We start from the raw sequence: 22,561 nt of genomic DNA, 5'->3' as shown, positions 1-22,561 counted from the left end.
GCTACATCTTCGGCATGGGATGTAGTTTCATTAGCAACTACACCCTACACAAAACCTTCACTTTCAAAAGCACGGGGTTTTACGATCGTCTGAAAACGCTCATCAAATAGCGAGCGCTACATTCTCTCCAAAATCACCGCCGAGGCTCCTCCCCCACCGTTGCAGATAGCCGCCAGGCCGTAGCGTCCTTGTTTTTGGTGAAGCACATTGATTAAAGTACCCATGATTCGTGCCCCTGATACCCCCAGTGGGTGGCCCAGCGACACGGCCCCACCAAAAAGATTGACCTGGTCAGGTTCAAGTCCCAACTCTTTCATATAGGCCAATGCCACCACGGCGAAAGCTTCGTTAATCTCGAAGTAGTCTATGTCAGAAAGCTGCATTCCTGCTTTTTTCAACACCTTGCGGGTAGCCGCGATAGGGGTAGTTGTAAACCAGATAGGTTCCTGCTCGGCATCAGCATAGGCTACGACGCGGGCGATAGGTTCTAGATTGAGCTCATTCACTTTCCGTCCGCTGGCCAGGAGCATGGCTACTCCGCCGTCATTAATTGTGGAGGCATTGGCAGCCGTGACGCTACCTTCGGGCGAAAATACCGGGCGTAAAGACGGAATTTTTTCAAATTTTACTTTTTTGAATTCCTCGTCTTCGCTTACCAGCAAGGGCTCGCCCTTGCGTTGAGGTACTTCTACAGCCACGATTTCTTCCCGCAAATAGCCGTTGTCGTTCGCTTCTGCGCTACGTCTGTAGGAGCGGATGGCGTATTCGTCTTGTTGCTCACGGGTAATTTCGCGCTGCGTAGCGGTGCGGTCGCCACAAACACCCATCGCACAGTGATCGTAAGCGTCGGTTAGGCCATCTCTAAGGAGTCCGTCTACCACCTCGCCGTTACCATACCCGTAGCCGTAGCGGGCTTTGGGTAGATAAAAGGGAATCTGAGACATACTTTCCATACCGCCCGCCACGATCAAATCCGCGTCGCCAAGACGGATGGCCTGCGCCGCCATCGAAGCGGCTTTCATACCCGAGGCGCAAAGCTTATTGACCGTTGTGCAGATCGATTCGTTGGCCAGTCCGGCCCCAAGGGCCGCTTGCCGCGCGGGGGCCTGACCGAGGTTGGCCGACACCACATTGCCCATGTACACTTCCTCTATGAGCTCAGGGGCAAGTTTTGTTTTGTCAATGGCTCCCCGGATGGCTTTGGCCCCTAATTCGGTAGCGGAAAGGGATGAAAGTACTCCTCCGAAACTACCGATGGGGGTGCGGGCGGTGGATACTATATATACTTCTTCAGGCATGATTGAGGTTTTACTTAATGATAATTTTCAGACTAGTCAAGGGTTGAATTCGCAAAGCGAGATAGCATACCAAAACATTGGTATCGAAATATTTCAAAATCCGTTGTCGTGGATCGTATCTATCAAGTCATCGAGGTCGCCGATTCCAGGCTTTTTCCCAAAATGGCTTCATCTTCCGCTTGTGGATCGATCACAAAGGTCGCTTCCATAGTTTTCAGTTTTTTGTCCCGATAAGGTAACGGATTTCTACCCTACACCATTTCCTTGTACTGCATCCGATACAGGTTGGCGTAGAAGCCATCCTTCGCCAGCAATTCCTCGTGGGTGCCTTCTTCCTGGATTTCGCCTTTATCCAGCACGATGATCTTGTCAGCTTCCTGAATCGTGGAAAGACGGTGGGCGATAACGATGGCGGTGCGGCCTTTCATGAGTTTTTCAATGGCTTTTTGGATGAGCTCTTCCGTCTCGCTATCAACAGAGGAAGTAGCTTCGTCAAGTACCATAATCTTAGGGTCATGAACCATCGCCCGAACAAAGGAAATCAATTGCCTTTGCCCGACACTCAGCGTACTGCCGCGCTCCTGCACATTGTACTCGTAGCCACCAGGCAGCCGCTCGATAAACTCGTGGACGCCCACTAGCTTAGCCGATTCCACGATTTGGGAACGGGTGATGTTTGGGTTGCCAAGCGTGATGTTGTTCTCAATGGTGTCTGAAAACAGAAACACATCCTGCAACACTACGCCGATATTCCGCCTCAGGGCGGTAAGTTCGTAATCGTGGATGTCCACGTCATCGATCAGGATTTCGCCCTTATTGATGTCGTAAAAGCGACTTAGAAGATTGATAACCGAAGATTTGCCTGCGCCAGTAGCGCCTACGAAAGCAATGGTTTCGCCTTCGTTCATGTGGAAATTGATGTCTTTCAGGACGTACTCCTCTTCATTGTAGGCAAACCATACGTCCTTGAATTCCACCTTGCCGCGCACGGTTGCGGGATCATGGGTTCCTTTATTTTCGGTATAGTCTTCGCTGTCGAGGAGCTTGATGATGCGGTCAGTACTTACGATGCCCATTTGCAGCGTGTTGAAGCGATCGGCTAGTTGGCGGATAGGCCGGAAGAAGAGGCCAATAAACATGACGAAAGCCGTCACGGTGCCGAAGGTCACATCTTGGGCTAAGATCTGTTTTGAGCCGTACCATACTACCAATCCCGTTCCTGCCGCCGCGATGACGTCAGCTACTGGAAAATAAATCGAGTAGTAGAGGATCGAGCGGATGTTGGAATCGCGGTGTGTAGCGTTGATTTTTTCAAACTTCTCGTACTCGGCGTCTTCACTACCGAAAATCTGCACGATATTCATGCCCGTAATGTGTTCCTGCACGAAAGAATTGAGGTTAGAAACAGCAGCCCGAACTTCGTTAAAGGCATCCTTTATTTTTTCCTTAAAAACGTAGGTACTAACCAACATCAGCGGAATCATGGACAGACTGATGAGCGAAAGTTTCCAGTCGGTATAGAACATCACGGCAATGATGAGCGTGAGTTGCAGAATATCGCCTGCAATGGCCGCCATGCCATCGCTGAAGACATTAGAAAGGGTTTCGATATCGGAAATGGTGCGGGTGACGAGCCGCCCAATGGGAGTTTGGTCAAAAAACCGCAACCGAAGGTGAATGATTTTATCATAAAGCTGCACCCGCAGGTCGCGAATGATGTACTGCCCTAACCAACCCGACAAATACGTATTGACAAAGGATACAAGTCCCTGCACGATCAGCACACCGATCATAAGCGCCATCATCACAGCCAATTGACTGTAGTCTCCCGTGGCAATGGGGTTGTCGATGGTGTACTTGATGAGAAGCGGTAGCAGTGGCGACAAGACCGCGCTCAGCATAATGATACCGATGAGTCCGAAAAACTGCTTTTTATACGGGCCTACGAAAGTATAAAGACGCCGGAGGGTAGGGAGGTCGAATATTTGACCGCTTTTTTGTTCTTGTTTCACGCGTAAGTACAAAAGGTTTTGAGGGCTAACAAGGAAAAAGCGTGGAAAGTTGACTTTGGGTTATGAACATGTCTTTCACAAAGTACCTATGGAACTCCTTCTTAGCATCGCCCTGGGCATTGGGCTAAGTGCCAGTACGGGTTTTCGGATTTTCGTTCCAGCGCTACTGGCAAACGTGGCTTGTATGAATGGCTGGATTACGCCATCGGAAGGCTTTGCCTGGCTCGGTACCTGGACCGCTTTCTTCGCGCTGTTAAGTGCAACGGTAGTAGAGATCGGCGCCTACTACATTCCGTTCGTGGATAATCTGCTTGATACTATCGCCGCGCCGCTTTCGGTGGTAGCGGGCACTTTGCTCACTACTTCTTTCGTGGAAATAGATAGTCCCATCTTACAATGGGGTCTGGGCTTAATTGTGGGCGGAGGTACCGCCGGACTGGTACAAGCAGGTACAAGCCTGTTGCGGCTGGGTTCGACTACCACCACGGGCGGATTGGGCAATCCTGTATTGTCAACCGTAGAAAACATTGCTTCGTTTGGCCTCTCGGGGTTGGCTATTTTTCTGCCCGTTCTTGCACTTGTGGCGGTGGGAAGCCTGCTGTGGTGGCTGTGGAGAAGGGTAAGGCGTTATAGAAAAAAGAAAGCGCTATAATCATAACTTGTCGATATTATCTGGACAGGGCTTATTAGAAATCGTGCAGCCGCTCTTTTTTATTAACAAGCAACCAAAAGAGTCAGAACCACATAACCCTTTGCGCTTTCCCAGAGTGTCGTATCGTATACACTCTAGGTGGGCGATTTCTCCGTTGCCATTTCTTTTCAAAACCTTGATCTCCACCTTTTCAGAAAAAAATTCCAAAGCATCTTTCTCGGCTTTACTTATTTGTTCATCAGTGAAATCCGGCGTCACCTTGATTCTTTCGGCAGAGAAACCAAAACACAAACTTGAAACTAGTATTAAGAACACAATAGTAGGCCTTTTCATAATCCATTTTGATTTGAGTGAGAGGAAGTGAAAGTTAGAAGCTTTTCCATTTAGAATCAATAAGAATCGAACACAACTACCAATCTACCGTATAGATTTAGAGTTCACCGTATTGACGAATAGCACGTTACCGATTTTGTCATATTCCTCGAAGAAGTCGATGCCGCGATCCGCTTTGATGATACTTTCGTGAAAGCCAATGAGCGTGAGGTCGGCGTCGATGGAGTGTTCGTTAATAAGGTCGGAGCGGCGGCGTCCTTCTTCCAGCGGCAGAACTCGGATGTTCTTAGCCGATATGGGGAGTCGGCCAGTTGAGGTGAGATCGATGAGGTTGCGTTGCTCCTCTTTCAGGTTTTCTTCCTTGAAGGCCGCAAAAATCTTGATTTCGCCCTGCTCCCAGTCTTTGTGGCCCAAGATGATGTAAGAAAGCAGAATCATCAGGTTGGCGTTGTCGATATCCGAACGACCGATCCAGATATGAATATCTTTGTGATAGCCGAAGCCTTTGTCTGAACTACCAAGAATGCACAGGTCGTAGCCAGCAGTTTTCAAGACGCTGTAATTATCCACAATGTCGCTTAGCCACTCGCTCTCGCCCTTTTTGTATTCAAAAAGCATCGTATTGTTCGACTGCCCTGAAATGCCCGGCTGCTGAATAGCCTGCACGATTGCAGAGGTATTGGAAGGCGAAATCAGCGTTTCCAGAAACACATTGGACTTACTGGCCGACGAAATCTTAATGAGTTTTTTAAGTTTCTTATCAGCCACTGCTTTCGATTCGGTGGAAAAGTACGCCTTTTCAAAATGTATGTATGTACCGAATCCATAGCGGTCTGACAGCCATTTCATCATTTCCAGCGCGGAGTACCGCTCGAAGGTGTCTTGTGACATGCAAAGTACGGCAGGACGCCAATCCTCTTCGCGCAAATCCTTGTCCGTTTTTTGTAAGAAAACCTGTATCCGGCGGCTGAACTGGTGTATTACCCCTTGGAAGATACTCGCCATTCCCTTACTAGCCTGGCTATTACTCCCGATATAAAAGTAAATTGCCACCATCATACCGATGGAGGCAATGGCATAACCCGTGTTAATTTTGAACATCAGAAACACACACATCACCGCCCCAAGCAGCGACAGAAACCATTTGGACTTAAAAGAGGGGCGGTAGGAAGGATCAGCCGCGAAGTGTTGCATGAAAGAAATCAGGCACAGCGAACCGTAGGTAACCATAAAAAACATCGAAATCACTTCTGCCACGGCGTTCACGTCGCCCATCATTACAAAGGCCAGGGCAATGAAACTAGTAAAAATAGTAGCATTGCGGGGTTCGTTGGTTCTCTTACTGCCTCTGCCCAGCCAGAAATTCATATAACGGTTGGGAAACACCTTGTCACCCGCAATGGCTTGAATGGTGCGTGGAGCCACCATAAAAGAACCCAGCGCCGAAGAAATAGTCGCTGCCGCCAGGCCGATGGGGATGATAGGCCCCCATAGAGCGATATCACCCATAATTAGCTGGTTACCAACTAAATCCGTCGAGCTAGCCGAAGAAAAAAGTTTGTAAGCTATGAATACATAAACGATCATCCCCATTACGGTAGCTCCAAGGGTTCCAAGTGGAATGGAACGTTTGGGATCGCGCAAATCGCCGGACAGACCGACGCCCGCCGTCATGCCTGTGAAGGCAGGAAAAATAATGGCAAAAACGAAGAAAAAACCATCGCCCGACGTGACATCGGTGAAGAAAAGCTGCGAACTGTCGAAGGTTTCGGAATAGGGAGTGCTTCCCATGAAAAAGAGCACTAGTGACACCGCCAAAATCGCCACGACCACGTAAAGAGCTTTCATGCCCAGAGCAGCGCCTTTGGTTACCATCAGCAAAATCAGCAGTAGCAGGGCCGGAATGCTGAATAAGCGGTTGTCATAAATAATATAGCCAAATTCTGACTCTATCCAGGGTTTTACCGCCTCGAAAGATTCAGCAAAAGCAATGACGTAGAACGCCACGCTGATAGCTTGGGATAAGTACAACGCAATGCCGATAGCAGCCCCAATATTAAGCCCAAACGAGCGGGAGATAATAAAGTACTCCCCACCGCCTTCCACTTTTTGGTTAGTGGCGATTTCGGCCAAAGCCATCGCGGTGGGAATAGTGACGAGGTGACCGATGAATATAATCATCAGCGTACCGAGGAAGCCCACCGACCCTACCGCATAACCGAAGCGAAGGAACATAACAGCACCTAGAATGGTGGAAATGGCGGTAAGGAAGACGGGTAAGGTGCCGAAATTTGGCTTATTGGGAGTTAGGGTATTACTCATAGATCGGGTCGAGACTGAATTGAGAACGAATAATTTTTCGCGTTCAGTCGTTAAAAACTTTAATTTACGAATAAATTCTGCGACACAACCGCGTTGCGATTTGTTTCCCTTATTTTTGAACTATGGATTTTGTGCGGAGAGGACTTTTAATCGGCTTGCTTCTGAATGCTTGTTTTTTGGGCAAAGCCCGAGCCCAGAAGGTTTATACCTACGATTTTAGCGATGGTCTGAAAAGCTACTCCGACAGCGCTCCCGAATTACACATATTGGGGACCGAGGGAAAGTACCTCGAGGAAGTACTTCCCGAACTAGGAAAGCAGAAACGCACCGTTTACCAATTCGAGGCCAATTCCGGCTTGCAGTTCAATAATCAGGAAGGCTATAATCTCATGAGCGGCTCCTATACCGTCGAGATTTATTTCCGTCTCGACGAATTGGAAAGCTGGAAGCGGGTACTGGATTTTAAGAACCGCAAGTCGGATAATGGTTGTTACATCTACGAAGGACGGCTCAACTTCTTCAATTTCGCCACGGGTGAGAAGGCCCCCGTCAAGCCCAAAGAATACATTCACTACGTTTTCTCGCGTGACGTCGAAACGCACCTTATCAAAATGTACGTGGACGGTGAGTCCAAAGTCGAGTTCATCGATCCCGGCGATGAGGCCGTCCTTGACCAAGAACAGGTACTCAACTTTTTTCAAGATGACCTGATCGCCAAGAATGAAGCCAGTCCGGGAGCCGTGGCGCTCATCCGCCTTTACGACCGTGTGATGACACCCATATTCGTCCAACAAAGCTTTCAACGACTGGCCAGGAACATTCAAAGGTCACCTCCAACCATCGCCGAAGCGGCGGCTTCCGGTAGTCCGGAAGGGGAAGATTTGGCCGAAATAGTCGTTAAAACAAAGGCAAGAATACCCTCCGTAGAAGTTACGGGGAAAGTCTATAATGGGCGCAACCTGGATCGTGTGATGGATGTGGACGTGCTGGTGCGTCGCTCAAATGGCGACTCGATCGTCGCCCGCGCCAAGGCCATCGATGGCGCGTACCGTTTTCAGCTACGACCACTCGAAACCTACCGGATTACTGCCCTGAGTCAGGGTTTTGAAGCGAAAAGCATCATGGTTACACCTCAGGCTAATGGTGGGGAGGTAAAAACATTGATGAGCTTAAGGGAAGAAAAATATGATAAACCTATCTCTACGCTGCCCTTTTCACAGAGCGATTCCAGTCTGACAAGCGAAGCCCGATCGGCCCTGGATACACTCACGAACTTCATGATGGAGCGTACCGACTTGAAGTTTCGATTGTTCGGACATACCGATAACGTGGGTGATTTTGACAAAAACATCAGCCTGTCGCAGCAACGAGCCACTATTGCCCGAGATTACCTAGTTAGTAAAGGCATCGAAGTCAATCGGGTGGAGACCCAGGGCTACGGACCTACGCGCCCGCTAGCGAGCAATAACTCCGAAACTACCCGACGCCAGAACCGCCGCGTAGAGGTTTGGGCTGAACCTATAAAAAGATAAAGCCACCCCAAGTGGGATGGCTTTATACTGACTATTCCTAAACCCTTAACCTTTATTATCTTTTAATCTACTGTTAATCAGATAGCTGGCTTCGCGTCGGCCGGAGCTGAGTAAAGCGGCGTTTCAATCACCTGTGGTGTCAAACTGTCGAGGTCGAAATTCCAGATAACCTGGATGTTGTCGACCGTCTTGGTCAGATTGCGCGACCACTGGTCTGCGTCTTCACCTTTTCGGCGGTTCAGTTTTTTTGTCAGCAACTTAGCAGCAGCCGTGAAGGCTTGCTGATCGGCGCGGGTCGTATTGAGTAACTTAGACGGTGACTGACTGTATGTCGTCACAATTTTTTCTATGTCGTTCCACTCCCCCTTCTTGCTGAATCGCGTCAGGTTCTCCTGAACGTACGACGAAAACTGAACTTCGGTTCCTTTATGCAATAACTGCGCCTTGGCGCTGGTATCCACTTTTGTATTGTATGAGAAACTGTCAACTGGATTTGCGCTGAGTATTACTCCCAATACTCCGGCAAATATAAAACTAATTTTTGAACTCTTCATTGTTTTGTGCTATTTTAATTTTCATATTGTGAACGCACAAAGGTCCATGTATAGTTCGATATTACCAAATTAGATGTAGATACATCACAAAATATTATTTGGTATTTTATTTCATTTTTGGACTCAAACGCCCTATTTTAGCTTTTTTAATTGCAGAATACCCAATTTTATGAAATTATATTCCGTCAAATCAACCATTCTGCACTGGCTTAAAATAATGCAAAGTTCTTTATTTAGTACAATCATTGGTTGAATATATTCATGGTTTGTTGTAGTCCCAAAGTACAAAAACTTTGCACTATGTCGCCCGCCTGGTCAAGAATTGCTGGAAGTTCATCCATTTCGGCATCAGAAAAAGGATTCAAAACGTAGTCCACCTGTCGTCCGCGCGGAAAATCATTGCCGATTCCGCACCGCAAACGCGGGTACTGCGCGGTCCTTAGTATCTCCTCGATATTGCGCAGACCATTGTGGCCACCGTGCGAGCCTTTCGGCTTCAGGCGCAACGTCCCCAAGTCCAGTTGCAACTCGTCCACTACCACCAGCACGTTTTCGACCGGAATTTTGAGAGTATCCATATAGTAGCGCACCGCATTCCCGCTTAGATTCATATAAGTAGTCGGCTTGATAAAATGGATTTGCCGAGCTTTGTACTTCCATTCGGCAGTGTAGGCCAGGCGCTCAAACGAAAATTTGAACTGATGCTGTGCGGCCAGGCGGTCGAGGACCATGAAGCCGATATTGTGGCGGGTGAGCGCGTATTCAGGGCCGATATTGCCCAGCCCGGCGATGAGGTATTTCATACTATCTTTCGGAAAATCGTCTTGAAGGCTTTAATTTAGCCACAAACTTAACTGAATTGAGAGTGGAGAGCTGAAAATTAATAGACAAAAAGTGTCACTCTCCATTCTTCCCTCTCGTCTCTCAACTAAACAAATGTCCCAGAAACGCCTAATTCTCAGCAGTCCTTTGCTGGAAATCATGATCAGTCGGTTATGCCAGCAGTTGATCGAGAACCATCGCGACTTTTCGCGTTCGGTGGTGCTGGGCTTGCAGCCGCGCGGCATTCACCTCGCCGAGCGAGTGACGGCGGAACTGCGTGAGCGTACGGCAGAAGTCATTCCGCTAGGCTACATTGACGCTACCTTTTACCGCGACGATTTTCGAAGGCGTGACTCCCCTATCGTGCCAAGCAAAACGAAGGTTCCCTTTTTAGTCGAGAATAAAAATGTGATTTTGATCGACGACGTGGTCGCCACGGGCCGCATGGTTCGGGCTGCACTCGACGCCATGACTGCATTTGGCCGTCCTGAGTGTGTGGAACTATTGGTTCTCATCGACCGCCGCTACAACCGCGACCTGCCCATTGACCCGGACTACGTTGGCATGAAGGTTAACACCCTCGACAGTCAGCGTGTGCTGGTAGAGTGGAAAGAGCAGGGCTTCGGAGAGGATAGGATTTGGTTGGTAGATTGAGATTATTAAGTCGGCCAAAGTGAAGACTGATGCTGAACAAGAACGAGTGCAGTTTCGAAGTCAAGAAATCATGACCCCATCGACCGGAAAATACATCATTATTCTGGGGGTAGCCGTAGTTCTGATTGGCGTGGCGGTCTATTTCCTGCACGATAAGCTGAGTTGGATCGGGCGACTGCCAGGCGACATACGCATCGAGCGGGAAAATTTTCGCTTTTACTTCCCGATTACAACGATGGTCCTGGCCAGTATCCTACTGAACGTAGTTATCTTACTTATTCGCAAATTGTTAAATTAACTGCGCAGCAAAAGCTGAGCAGCAGGTAATTTGCACTCCGTATGATTATCGCTTCAATCCGGTAGATTTACGCGTTGAAGCTTCATCGACAGGTTTAGGCTTGCCGATGTCCTCGGTGTTGTAAGTAAATTTATTGACATAAAATACTTCGCGCTGCGGCCCAACGGCACTTTTGCTGCTACTCACCCGCTGCACTCCATAGGCCAGGAAGTACTTCCCATACCAAGCGGCCAGCGTAGCATTTTCGTTAAAAAGTACTTTCTCATCTTCTGTCTTTCCCTCTATTTCGTACTCTTCTTTCTCTACGACGACTTTATCCCGGCGAATCACTTCGGTATGAATGCTGCCATCCTGTGGATAAGCCAGCAAAAAATAGTCCTCGATGGGCGTGAGCTGAACCATTTCCTGTAATTCAAAGCTGGTCAAGTCTTTAATGGTAATACAGTTGTCCCACAAAAAATTACCGGAACGATCGAAGCCACAGATGATGGCATGGGTGTAGCGAAAGCCGTCGAGGGAGCGCATGTATTGACGACTCAGGCCGTTGAACATAGCAGGGCTATTGGTTTTGTAGTTGGGATAATATACCTCCGCTACCAACACGATTTCGTCCTCCATTTGAATCAGGTTATGCACCAGCAGCCGATATCGAAACTTGTTTTCCTTCCCCATTGATTCGCGCTTACCGATGCGGTCTAGAACGCGCTGCCGCCGCTTAGGCTTCATGAAGTTGAAGAAATTCTGCAACTCAGAAAATTCAATAAAATTCGGTTCTTCAGGTATGTTATCCTCGATATGTGTTACGTACAGCCCCTGCGAAAACGGCGTACAGCCAATGGAATAATTGCCGATCAGGTAAGAGTCTTCGGGATTCAACGGCACGATTTGCCCAGAGATCAAACTATTATCAGGATCTTTGAGTGCGGTAGTTTTCAGAAGCTTGCCATCGTAGTTGTACGTCTTAATAGCAAAGACGCATTCCCGCTTTCGTACGGCGTAGGTAATCACGTTGATCAGCCCATCTACCTCATTTATATCGACATTATTGATCTCCATGTTGCGCTCGAACAGGCCGGGTAGGACGCGCGTCGTGTGATCGAAAAAGGAATGGACGATCACGATCGGGCGGTTGCGGTAATAACCCGCTACCAACGCCTTGCTTCCGATGACCTTGAACTGGTGGACGTTGACATTTGGCAACAGATTGCCCTTATGAACGTCGATGTGACCACGCTCCAAGTCGAGTTGCAAGAAAAGAAAATGATCGGTGTCAGGTTCGGCAAAGAGCCAGTAGGCGTAATCAGGATTCTGGTACGACATAACTGGTATGTAGCGAAAATCCATTCGGTACTCTTCCGTCCAAACGGGTTTCAGATCGGTATCGTATTTGGTAAATGCCCATTTCTCGTTCCGAGAGCTCATGAATTTGTTGCGGCGAACTACCATCAAGGCACCCGCCTCACCCAGCGAGAATACATCGAACTGCTCCTCGGCGGAACTACTCGTCGGAATCTCGATTCGTGTGGTCTGCTTCAACTGAGCAGCCGACTCGAAAGGCGCGATTATCAGGCTGAACAGAAGTCCCAGCAGCGGTACGTACTTCATTTCATATATATTAGGTATAAACTTGCATAGTTGCTTTCAATTCTCCCAAGGCTTTTCCTAGCGAAAGATAACATAATATTTCTGACTCTTTAACGACAAACTAGCAATTAGGTTGCTCGCGGCTGGGGCGAGGTAGGAATTTTGACCTAATTTTGCGCTCGTTCAAGCAAAATATAAAACCACCATGTCGCTGATCATCGAAGCTACGCTGAAAAAAGAAATATCTCAGGCCATACGAAGTACTTTTCAGACTGGTGCTGAGGATATTTCCCTGCAACCAACAAAAAAGGAATTTGAAGGTACTTATACCTTCGTGACCTTCGCGCTCACCAAATCACTACGGCGACCGCCCGCACAGATTGGTCAGGTCATCGGTGATTTTTTGGTAGCTAATTCTTCCGTCGTGAGCGGCTTCAACGTCGTACAAGGCTTTCTCAATCTAAGTATCAAAGCGGAAGCCTGGCTCGGTGTACTGGCAGAAATTCACCAGAACGAGACTTTTGGCGATGTTCCAGCCAACGGGCGGTCAGTGATGGTAGAGTTCTCTTCGCCCAACACCAATAAACCACTACACCTGGGTCACCTGCGCAACAACTGCCTTGGTGATTCGGTATCGCGCATACTCACCGCCAATGGCTATGAGGTAATAAAAACGTGCCTTGTCAATGACCGCGGCATCCACATCTGCAAATCCATGCTGGCTTACCAGAAACTCGGACAGGGAGAAACGCCTGAGTCATCCGGCTTGAAGGGCGACCACCTGGCGGGCAAGTACTACGTACTTTTTGACAAAGAGTACAAACAGCAAATTAAAGAATTAGTCGCCGATGGCTTGAGCGAGGAGGAAGCCGCCAAAAAAGCCCCCTGGATTCGGGAAGCGCAGGAGTTGCTGATAAAATGGGAAAACGGCGATGCCGAAACCGTAGCCCTCTGGAAAAAAATGAACGGCTGGGTCTATGCTGGATTTCAGGAAACCTACGACAAGATGGGAGTCCAATTTGACAAAACGTATTACGAGTCGGATACTTACTTATTGGGAAAAGACATCATAGAGGAAGGTTTGGCCGAAGGCGTTTTTTACAAAAAAGAAGACGGTTCTGTTTGGATCGACCTCACCGAGGAGGGTCTGGATCATAAACTGGTGCTGCGTGGCAACGGTACTTCGGTTTACATCACCCAAGATCTGGGTACTACGGAATTGAAGTACCAGGATTTTCAAAACGACCGTTACCTTTGGGTGGTGGGTAACGAGCAGGATTACCACTTCAACGTACTTTTTGCCATTTTGAAACGTCTGGGTCGCCCCTACGCCGACGGATGCTTTCACCTGAGTTACGGCATGGTAGATCTACCTTCGGGCAAAATGAAATCGCGCGAGGGTACCGTTGTGGATGCCGACGATCTGCTGGACGAAATGGTTAAGACCGCTGAAAACCGCACTCGAGAACTAGGTAAAATTGAGGATTTTAACAGCGAGGAGGCGAAAAATCTGTACGATATGCTGGCGCTGGGCGCCTTAAAATACTACTTGTTAAAGGTCGATCCAAAGAAGAGAATGCTCTTCAACCCCGTGGAGTCGATTGATTTTCAAGGCCATACCGGTCCATTTGTGCAATATACCTACGCCCGATTGCGCTCCATTCAGCGCAAGTCCGAAGAAGCCGGCATCAAGAGAGTAGTATCGTCAGAAAATTACGCGCTGCACCCGGCTGAGCAAGAGGTGATTTATCATTTGTCTCAGTACCCGGAGCGGGTGCAAGCGGCAGGAGCAGAGTTTTCGCCCGCCCTCATCTCGCTCTATGCCTTTGAATTAGCCAAAATCTACAATCAATTCTACGCTGAGCTTTCGATCTTCTCCGACTCAAACCCCCAAGCCGTTCAGATGCGCGTCGCTCTCTCCGGTGCCGTCGCCAAAACCATCCGCCATGCGATGGGTTTGCTAGGTATCGACGTACCCGAGAGAATGTAATCGAACGAATTATGAATAGTTGGATCGAAGCGGCTCGTCCGCGCACTTTGCCGCTGGCGCTTTCCTGCATCCTCATGGGGTGTTTTCTTGCTTATGCGGACGGAAATTTCAGTAGCCTGGTAGCCGTGCTGAGTATACTGACCACAATTCTTCTACAAGTACTTTCCAACTTCGCCAACGACTACGGCGATGCAGTGAGCGGCAAGGACAGCGATCTACGCGAAGGGCCACGACGGGCGGTTCACGGCGGACAAATCACGGCCAGGGCCATGCAGCGAGCTATTATTATTTTTTCTGTACTATCGCTCATTTCTGGTATTGGGCTGCTATATGTGGCCTTGCGAAATGCACCCGCCGAAGTTTTTTGGGTGTTTCTGGGCATCGGACTGGCGTGCATCGCGGCAGCGATCACTTACACGGCAGGCAAGCGGCCCTACGGCTACGTGGGCTTGGGCGACCTGTCAGTGCTGATTTTTTTCGGCTGGGTCGGCGTGCTGGGTACCTACTACTTGCACACGCTAAGTTGGAACTGGAATCTGCTGCTGCCCGCCACAAGTTGCGGCCTATTCGCCGTAGCAGTGCTTAATATCAATAACATTCGAGATATCGACTCCGACCGCGCCACGGGCAAAAATTCGATTCCCGTACGGCTGGGCCGTGAGCGTGCGGTGATCTACCATTGGGTCATTCTACTGACGGGTATGGCTTGTGTTTTGCTATACACGATTACCAATTACAGCGGGTATTCCCAGTGGTTGTTCTTATTGAGCTTTCCGTTATTTATCAGAAATGGTCTGGCGGTAAGCCGCTTAAAAAAAGCCGCCGAGCTCGATCCTTTCTTAAAACAGATGGCGCTTTCCACTCTGCTTTTTGTAGTTTTGTTTGGGGTAGGATTGGTGATTTGAACTACTCCTTCGCCATGACCAGCAACGGGCGAAGGCTTGAAGATTCCCCTATTTTTTGATTATTTCCACAAACTCATCAGCCAGGGCGAGGTGCTCATTGTTGCCTGTGAGTTGATTGAAGAGCTGTTCCAGTGTGCCGGAATGCTGCTGGTTTTGCAATTCTTGAAAAGTACCGTGGGCGATGACCGTGCCTTCTTTGAGGAGCACGATGCGGTCGCATATTTTCTCCACCACCTCCATGATGTGCGAGCTGTAAAAGAGCGTCTTTCCGGCCTGGCTGAGTCGTTGCAAGATTTCTTTCAGTAAAATCACCGAGTTGGCGTCCAGGCCCGAGAGCGGCTCGTCTAAGAAAATTAGGTCGGGGTTGTGGATCATGCCCGAAATGAGCAGTACCTTTTGCTTCATGCCTTTAGAGAAGGACGTCATCCGATTGTTCCGGTTTTCATATAGGCCAAAAATCCGAAGTAGTTCGGCGCCCTTTTGCTCAATCGCTTTCCGATCCAAGCCGTAAAGACTACCCAAAAACCGGAAATACTCTGCTGGACTAAGCGTGTCGTACATCACAGCATTTTCGGGTACGTAGCCGATCATACTTTTGATTTCAAGTGGATTCTCACTGACTTCCAGGCCGTTCACTTTTACCGACCCGCCGTATTCGGTCAACAATCCGGTCAGGATTTTGATGGTGGTGGACTTGCCCGCGCCGTTTGGGCCGATATAGCCAATGATCTGACTAGGCTGAACTTCCAGGTCTATGCCTTTCAGTACCAGATTACTACCATAAGCTTTGGTAAGGCTATTTATTTGAATAATGGGTGCCAAGTGGTGCAGGATTTCGTTGTATCTTGCAAAGCTACAAGATAGGAACTAATGGTAAGGCTGTAATGGGTGCGACGGATATAAATTTTCGTAAAAAAGGAAGTGTTGCAGGACGTATGGTTGGTTTGATTCTACTGCTGGGCTTGATGCTGGCCGCTTGCGTAAATCTTTATAAAGTAGAAATCGAATCCAGTAAGTCATATTTGATTGTGGAAGGTACCGTCAGCAATCTGCCCGACCTTCAGGTGATCTCCATTTTCCGCACCAAAACCGACGCAGAATTCAAAAGTTCGGAGTTCACTTCAACTATCGTGGCCCAAAAAGGAAGTTCCGAAGCCGTGACAAAAGCGAAAGTAGCAGTTATCGAAAATGCCCAAGCTCGCTACGAACTCATGGAAACCGAACCCGGTTTTTATGCCATGCCCCCTTCTTTCTTAGGCAAAACCGGGAACACTTACCAACTTTCCGTCGAAACGGCAGAAGGTCAAAAGTACCTTTCCTCGGTCGAGACGATGAGTCCCGTGCCGCCCATTGTACGCATCTACGACAAATTCAACGCCAAGGGTATTTTCGACCGCAGCACCAGCGCGGGGCAAATCGCCACCAACGACTTTTACGTCGATTTCCAGGATCCCGCCGACCAGCGTAATTTTTACCGCTGGACATCCACTACCTACGAAATTCAGAAAATCTGCGCTACCTGCCGGGGCGGACGCTACTATGTGGAAACCAGCGGAGCGGACTGCCGAACGGACAACGGCCTGTCGGTCAATAATTTCTTTGATTATGAGTGCAAGTCACTTTGCTGGGATATTTTTTACAGCAGTTCACTCGATATTTTCTCGGATGTATATACCAACGGCAAGCTGCAAAAAGACAAACCCGTGGCGCAGATTCCGCTCTATCAGTCGAACCCAGCCCTGGTCGTGATCCGGCAGATGAGTCTTTCACCCGACGCTTACCGCTATTATAAACTCGTTCAGGATCAATCGGTCAATACCGGATCGCTGGCCGACACGCCGCCCGCCCCCATCCGGGGCAATGTGTCCAACGTCGCTGACGAAACGGAATTGGTGCTGGGCTATTTTTCGGCCAGCGATGTAGCCGAAAACCGCTATTGGCTTGAACGCAAGAACACAAGCGGCGCGCTACCCAATGGTCTCTTTTCCACAAAGAATGGTCGTGACCCAATCCTTGAGCAGCCTTCTGATCTGCGCAGCATCATTCCGCTGGCCGAATGTTTGCCGACTACTTCCCGCACTCCCAATTCACCATCCGGTTGGCGTTTTTGATGAATAAAAAATTACTCGGTTTTATCCTGCTGCTATGGCTACCCGCGTTGGTTCGGGCGCAAAATATTGTATCGATCAAAGGTGTCGTCATTGATTCTCTGACCAATCAGCCGCTGGCGGGCGTAGCTGTGTCAACTAATGTTGACAATGATATTTATGGTCAGATTTCAGACGATCAAGGCCATTTTGAATTGTTTTTTCCCCAAGGAAAACGCGGCGTTACCTTCAAACTACTAGGCTATGTGCCGCGATACGTATTCCTCGATCAGAATACCCAAAGCCGAAACCTGAGCGTTCGCATGGAGAAGGTGGAAAATCAGTTGGAGCAGGTAGTTGTTAGCACGAAGGGTTATGATGAGACGGTAAAAAAGCCACTGCTAGGCGTCAATCAAATAAATATCAAAACGCTAAGTAAAATCCCCGCTGCCTTCGGCGAGCTGGATTTCCTGCGTGGCGTCCAGATGCTACCGGGTGTGTCGAGCGTGGGCGAGGCATCCAATGGCGTCAATATTCGCGGCGGTACTACGGACCAGAATCTCATTCTGTTAGACGGCACTCCAATTTTTAACCCAACTCACATGTTCGGTTTGTTCTCGGTCGTGCCTCCCGACGCGCTGAATAATCTGGATTTGTACAAAGGAAATGTTCCCGCCCGTTACGGGGGGCGGGCGGCGGCGGTGATGGACATCACCTTGAAAACGCCGGACGTCAACCAATTCAGGTTGTCCGGCGGCTTGGGGTTGATTTCGGAAAAATTGATGGTGAACGTTCCGGTCGTAAAAGAAAAGCTGGCTTTCTACGTCGCCGCGCGGGGTGCCCTTCATGATTTTCTCCTACCGTATATCAGCGATGACCTGGACAGCGTCAAAACCCGGTTCAGCGAGGTAGTTGGTAAAGTGTTCTGGCGTGTGAACGCCAAAAATACGCTGTCGCTGATGGGGTACCTCAGCACTGATTATTTCCAGACTAACTTGCTCGCTAACCTGCCCAACGTAGTTGGCGAAACTACCTTCTTCGACCACCAAACCCAGAACTTTTCTCTAAAATGGGTATCGCTCATCAACGCCAACCTGGACTGGCAGATGACCCTTTCCGCCGCTAACTACGACCCGACCATCGGTACCATCGAAACCGCCACCCGCAACAAAGTACGTCTGGAATCGGGCGTTTATCAGCGACAAGCCACATCGAGTCTCAACTACCAGCGCAACCGCCAGAAATGGGAAGTGGGCGCGAGCTTCACCAACTACCGGATCAAGCCGGGTATTTTGAATCCCGGCAACAGCCAAAGTGTCAACCTAATCGTGATACCCCACGAGTTCGCTAACGAGATGGCCGTCTTTGCCGATAATGAAATTTCTTTCACGCCACGTTTTGCGGCGACCTTCGGCCTACGTTACTCATTTTTCCAAAATCGCGGCCCGACGACGGTACGCACTTACCAGCCCGGCGAGCCGCGCGACGAATTTTCGGTGCTGGAAACCACCCGCTACGAGCAGGGCCAGACTACAAAAGCTAACGGCGGCCTGGAACCGCGCGTCGGTTTGCGCTACGCACCTAACCCGGATTTGTCGTTCAAGCTGGGTTACAACCTCATGCGGCAGTATCTGCAAATCGTTTCCAACACGACCACGCCTATTCCCACCTCGCGCTGGAAAACCAGCGATTCCCACATTCGCCCTCAGGTGAGCCACTTGGTGACGGGCGGGGCGTACCATTCTTTTGATAGCGATATTTACGAAGTCACGCTGGAAGCGTATCTGCGGCAATCCAAAAACATCATCGACTACAAGCCGGGTGCCAATTTTCTGTTACAGGAATTTCCCGAAACCCAATTGGTACAGGGCCGGAGCCAATCGTACGGCATCGAGGCGATGCTTTCCAAGAAAAAAGGGAATTTCACGGGTTGGGTCAACTATACTTACGCCCGTACCTTCAATCAAACCTACGCTGATCTGAACGTACTGGAACGAGTCAACAATGGCAATCGCTATCCTGCCAACTACGACCGCCCACACAGCTTCAACGCTTCCATCGACCTCGTAGCCGACAAACGCAACTCGTTCTCGTTCAGCTTCGTGTACTCTACCGGACGCCCCTACACGCAGCCCGTTGGATTCGTGGAGTACCTCAACAATTTCTACCCCTACTTCGACGAGCGCAACAACCAGCGTATCCCTGACTACCACCGCTTTGATCTGGCATGGCATATCAAAAATCCTTCCCAAAAAGAAAACCAACGTTGGAAAGGGAATTGGTCGTTTACAGTTTATAACCTATACGCCCGCAAGAATGCGTATTCGGTTTTCTTTAAGTCCGAATCAGGCGTGGCGCGGGCCTACAAATTGCAAATATTCGGCGCACCCATCATCGCCCTTTCTTACAATTTTGTGTTTGAGTAATTTTCACTCAACGTATTGAGTAAAATTACAACTATCTAAAAACAAGACAATTGATCAATGTTTTTCGTCACTTTTTTGACGCCAAAGCCATCAGTCGATCATTGTTCCGTACTACCAGATACACTATTTGCTCTCCAATCCGAATTTCTTTAATACTCCGCACTTGCCCTTCCAGCCGCCCGTCCAGCAAGGGGCGCGGAGTGAACCAACTATTTTTATTCAAATCAAACAGGCTGCCGTTGTCGGCGTCACAGAGTCCGAGTTGGATATTACAGTCGAAGAAATTACCGAGCAGCATTAGTTGGGGTAGTTTCGAGCGCTCGTTCTTCACCAGTTCAGCGGCATGGTAGGAAGTGTACTGCGCGGGGTTGCCCAAGCTTTTGAGTTCAAAGCGGCCATTACCCAGGTTTTCCAGCCAGGCACTTTCGAAGTAGTTTGCCTCCAATACCATTGCCTGCGCTATCTTTTCGCGGCCGAATACCTCCGAAAGCGACGATTCGGCGAAGTCTTTGGCGCGGAGAATGGTTTTCCTGACGTAGGGAAGTTGCCGCTCCACCTCACGTTTGTCGGCAAAAATCGTTTCTTTTCCCTGTAAATAGTAGGTAATAATCTGATCGAGGCGACCATTATCGTCAAAGTCATTAACGTACATCCGCAGCGGTTCTTTCTCGGAGACGTGAAGACGGCTATTCAGCCCCACGTTGCCGCAAACCAAATCCAAATCTCCGTCCAGGTCCAGATCCACCGCTTTAATAAAATTCCACCAGCCCTTTTTATCGGTCAAAGGTTTCTCGGCAAGTTTTCCGGCATGGTTTTCAAACAAGACGATTTTTCCCCATTCATAGGCAACTACTAAATCCTCGTCCTGATCGGCATCCAAATCAACCCATTGCGCGTCTTTGACCAGACCACCCGTTTTCAAGTCGGGGGCGATAGCACCGGTTTTATCGACAAACTTTCCTTTTTTGTCATTGATAAAAAGGTAGGATTCGGGTGTACGACCGTAGGCGAACGGCACTGAGCGCGCCCCAAGAAACAAATCGGGCGAACCGTCTTTGTTCACATCCGCCACGCGGACGACTTGCGCGTTGATGTAGATTCCGGCAAAAGCGGAAGTGTCTTTCACGAGTTTTCCTTTGCCATCGTTAAGGTACAGGCGTGGGCGCAAAAATTCCGACTTGCCAAAGTACTCGTTTCCGCCTGAACCCACGATCAAGTCAACCGCGCCATCGCCGTTCACATCAGCCCAGGCGGCGTCGATGTCTTCAAAGTCGGCGTCGGCTTCGAGAGCGGGCTGAGGCAGATTTTTGAATTTTCCGTTGGCTTGCTGCACGTAGATTTTAGGCAGGAATTCCCGCGACGCGCCTACGAAGATGTCATCGCGCCCGTCACCATCGATGTCGCCTACGGCCAGGGCGGGGCCCTCGGTGGACATCATATTGGGAATCAACGCTTCGCGGTCAAATTCGTTAAAGCGGTTTTCTTCGTGTCTGATATCGAGGCCAATCTGTGCGGCTATGTCCTCAAATTCACCGCGCTGGGTTTTTAGCTTTTCGTAGTCGAACTTGGGTAGTTTAGTTTGGTATTTTACCGTCAAATGTTTTCCCAAACCGGGATTTTTAATCGTTTCAAAGCCATTGTCCGGCCAAACTACCACGACCGAATCCACTCGCACCGAATCGCCAAGCCCGAACAACATCGGGATTTCAGTGCTACTTTGAAAACCCCGCACCGGGAATTTTTCCTGGTACTGGACACCACCTTTGCTGTAAACAAGACATTTAGCACCAATAGCATTGCGATTGCCCGCCGCGCCTTTCAAATTGATAACCAGACTTTTATTGGCAGGAGCGTAGGTTTCGGCCAAGTTCTCGTAAATAAAGGCCGCTTCGTTGATGTTGTTCGTAATGATGTCCAGGTCGCCGTCGTTGTCCAAGTCGGCGTAGGTGGCACCGTTGGAGTAAGAATCCACGTTGCCCGCAATGCGTTCCGACTGATCCACAAAATGCAGGGAAAGCGTATTGGAGTAAAATTTATTGGGGATTTTCACCTCCGGCAGCAAGTCGGTCAGCGAAGCATCTGACTCGTCGAATTGCTGCTCATTGATGCGCCGCTGAATGTCGTCCGAAGCCACGAAGTTGATGTAGTCCATGTCGTTCATCCGCTTGTTGATGCCGTTGGAAATGAACAAATCCTTGCGCCCGTCGTTCTCGAAATCAAGCAACAACGCCGACCACGACCAGTCGGTAGCGTACACGCCGGAATACATTCCAACTTCCGAAAAGATGCCCTGCCTCGTATTTAGTTGTAGGTTGTTGCGGGCAAACTGTACATTGTAACCCTGATCCAGCTTGAATTTGAAGTTATAGTAGGCATCCTCGCCCTCTGATCTTTTCAAAATTTGTGGGTCATAAGGCATCATGTCGAGCGACATGATTTCGGGAAAAATATCGTTGTTCAGGTCGGCGATGTCCACGCCCATCGTGAAGCGGCTCGTGTGGCGGGTGCGGGCGTCGATCTCATCTCGGAAGCTGCCGTTTTTCTGGTTGATGTAGAGGTAGTCATTCTCGTGAAAGTCGTTGCCGACGTAAAAGTCGGGGTGGCCGTCCAGGTTCACATCACCCAATGAAAGCCCCAAACCGTAGCCCAGTGCGGAGGAATTGACCCCAACTTTGGCAGTCGCTTCCACGTACTTTCCGTCCTGAAGTTCAAAAAAACGGTCGCCCGCCAGCGGGTGAACCGTCCCCATAAACTGCCCTCGCTTCCCAAAGGTACCGTTCTGATGAACAGAATGATTGAGTTGAAAAAAGTCGAGGTCGCCATCCAGATCGTAGTCGAAAAAAGCGGCCTGAGTTCCAAATCCTACCAGGTCGAGGCCGTACTCCCGCGACTTTTCCACAAAGTGGGGTACACCATTTTCATCAATATGCTGGCAGATATACAGCAGATTATGGCTACCCGCGCCGCTATATTTTGCTACGCAACTCACGTAAAAGTCGAGCAAACCATCCTGGTTGATGTCTACCACCGAGACGCCAGTGTGCCAGCCTTTAATCGCACCCAGTCCCGCCGCATCCGTCACGTCCTTGAAC

Annotated in this window: 17 protein-coding genes; 8 read left to right on the top strand and 9 right to left on the bottom strand. The window is 49.3% G+C overall.

Translation table 11 applies throughout. From position 1 onward, the window contains the following. Positions 1-116: 116 nt before the first annotated feature. Positions 117-1,298 (bottom strand): acetyl-CoA C-acyltransferase, encoded by a 1,182-nt coding sequence (locus tag ACEW8P_RS01335; RefSeq protein ID WP_373511312.1) that lies wholly within the window; start codon positions 1,296-1,298, stop codon positions 117-119. A gap of 251 nt (positions 1,299-1,549) precedes the next feature. Then, positions 1,550-3,310 (bottom strand): ABC transporter ATP-binding protein, encoded by a 1,761-nt coding sequence (locus ACEW8P_RS01330; protein WP_373511311.1) that lies wholly within the window; start codon positions 3,308-3,310, stop codon positions 1,550-1,552. Positions 3,311-3,398: 88 nt separating this feature from the next. Between ACEW8P_RS01330 and ACEW8P_RS01325 the strand changes: the two genes are divergently transcribed. After that, the gene (locus tag ACEW8P_RS01325) at positions 3,399-3,962 is read left to right on the top strand and encodes a DUF4126 domain-containing protein (RefSeq protein WP_373511310.1); all 564 of its coding nucleotides are present in this window, start codon (positions 3,399-3,401) and stop codon (positions 3,960-3,962) included. On the opposite strand, the gene ACEW8P_RS01320 is transcribed toward ACEW8P_RS01325, so the two are convergent. Next, positions 3,963-4,295 carry a hypothetical protein gene (locus tag ACEW8P_RS01320; RefSeq protein ID WP_373511309.1) on the bottom strand — a complete coding sequence of 111 codons (333 nt, stop codon included), beginning with the start codon at positions 4,293-4,295 and terminating at the stop codon, positions 3,963-3,965. 84 nt (positions 4,296-4,379) lie between these two features. Next, positions 4,380-6,617 (bottom strand): amino acid permease, encoded by a 2,238-nt coding sequence (locus ACEW8P_RS01315; RefSeq protein ID WP_373511308.1) that lies wholly within the window; start codon positions 6,615-6,617, stop codon positions 4,380-4,382. Between the two features lie 176 nt (positions 6,618-6,793). Here ACEW8P_RS01315 and ACEW8P_RS01310 point away from each other — a divergent pair, with 176 nt between their 5' ends. Continuing rightward, a complete protein-coding gene (locus tag ACEW8P_RS01310; protein WP_373511307.1) occupies positions 6,794-8,149 on the top strand; it encodes an OmpA family protein in 1,356 nt (451 codons plus the stop codon). A gap of 77 nt (positions 8,150-8,226) precedes the next feature. Here ACEW8P_RS01310 and ACEW8P_RS01305 read toward each other — a convergent pair whose 3' ends face one another. Together ACEW8P_RS01305 and pth are read right to left on the bottom strand one after the other, a co-directional pair. Further along, positions 8,227-8,703, bottom strand: a complete 477-nt coding sequence (locus ACEW8P_RS01305) for a hypothetical protein (RefSeq protein ID WP_373511306.1) — start codon at positions 8,701-8,703, stop codon at positions 8,227-8,229. Between the two features lie 242 nt (positions 8,704-8,945). Continuing rightward, positions 8,946-9,506, bottom strand: a complete 561-nt coding sequence (gene pth / locus ACEW8P_RS01300; protein WP_373511305.1) for an aminoacyl-tRNA hydrolase — start codon at positions 9,504-9,506, stop codon at positions 8,946-8,948. Between the two features lie 133 nt (positions 9,507-9,639). Between pth and pyrR the strand changes: the two genes are divergently transcribed. Together pyrR and ACEW8P_RS01290 are read left to right on the top strand one after the other, a co-directional pair. Continuing rightward, on the top strand, positions 9,640-10,179 hold the full coding sequence (gene pyrR, locus ACEW8P_RS01295) for a bifunctional pyr operon transcriptional regulator/uracil phosphoribosyltransferase PyrR (protein WP_373511304.1): 540 nt from the start codon (positions 9,640-9,642) through the stop codon (positions 10,177-10,179). Between the two features lie 70 nt (positions 10,180-10,249). Next, complete coding sequence (locus ACEW8P_RS01290; RefSeq protein WP_373511303.1) at positions 10,250-10,477, top strand: DUF2905 domain-containing protein; 228 nt, start codon at positions 10,250-10,252, stop codon at positions 10,475-10,477. Positions 10,478-10,522: 45 nt separating this feature from the next. Here ACEW8P_RS01290 and ACEW8P_RS01285 read toward each other — a convergent pair whose 3' ends face one another. Next, a complete protein-coding gene (locus ACEW8P_RS01285) occupies positions 10,523-12,082 on the bottom strand; it encodes a hypothetical protein (protein WP_373511302.1) in 1,560 nt (519 codons plus the stop codon). A gap of 190 nt (positions 12,083-12,272) precedes the next feature. Here ACEW8P_RS01285 and argS point away from each other — a divergent pair, with 190 nt between their 5' ends. Together argS and ACEW8P_RS01275 are read left to right on the top strand one after the other, a co-directional pair. Further along, positions 12,273-14,051, top strand: a complete 1,779-nt coding sequence (argS, locus tag ACEW8P_RS01280) for an arginine--tRNA ligase (RefSeq protein ID WP_373511313.1) — start codon at positions 12,273-12,275, stop codon at positions 14,049-14,051. Between the two features lie 11 nt (positions 14,052-14,062). Further along, on the top strand, positions 14,063-14,956 hold the full coding sequence (locus ACEW8P_RS01275; protein WP_373511301.1) for a 1,4-dihydroxy-2-naphthoate polyprenyltransferase: 894 nt from the start codon (positions 14,063-14,065) through the stop codon (positions 14,954-14,956). 48 nt (positions 14,957-15,004) lie between these two features. On the opposite strand, the gene ACEW8P_RS01270 is transcribed toward ACEW8P_RS01275, so the two are convergent. Then, positions 15,005-15,778 (bottom strand): ABC transporter ATP-binding protein, encoded by a 774-nt coding sequence (locus ACEW8P_RS01270; protein ID WP_373511300.1) that lies wholly within the window; start codon positions 15,776-15,778, stop codon positions 15,005-15,007. A gap of 113 nt (positions 15,779-15,891) precedes the next feature. Between ACEW8P_RS01270 and ACEW8P_RS01265 the strand changes: the two genes are divergently transcribed. Together ACEW8P_RS01265 and ACEW8P_RS01260 are read left to right on the top strand one after the other, a co-directional pair. Continuing rightward, complete coding sequence (locus ACEW8P_RS01265; protein ID WP_373511299.1) at positions 15,892-17,067, top strand: DUF4249 domain-containing protein; 1,176 nt, start codon at positions 15,892-15,894, stop codon at positions 17,065-17,067. Continuing rightward, positions 17,067-19,469 carry a TonB-dependent receptor domain-containing protein gene (locus ACEW8P_RS01260; RefSeq protein WP_373511298.1) on the top strand — a complete coding sequence of 801 codons (2,403 nt, stop codon included), beginning with the start codon at positions 17,067-17,069 and terminating at the stop codon, positions 19,467-19,469. Before ACEW8P_RS01265 ends, ACEW8P_RS01260 begins: the two co-directional genes overlap by 1 nt. A gap of 67 nt (positions 19,470-19,536) precedes the next feature. On the opposite strand, the gene ACEW8P_RS01255 is transcribed toward ACEW8P_RS01260, so the two are convergent. Further along, positions 19,537-22,561: VCBS repeat-containing protein (locus ACEW8P_RS01255; protein ID WP_373511297.1), on the bottom strand; the 3,025-nt coding region annotated here is incomplete at its 5' end.

The sequence above is a fragment of the Persicitalea sp. genome (assembly GCF_041751555.1).
GTDB lineage: Bacteria > Bacteroidota > Bacteroidia > Cytophagales > Spirosomataceae > Persicitalea.
This window is presented reverse-complemented; position numbering and strand designations above follow the sequence as displayed.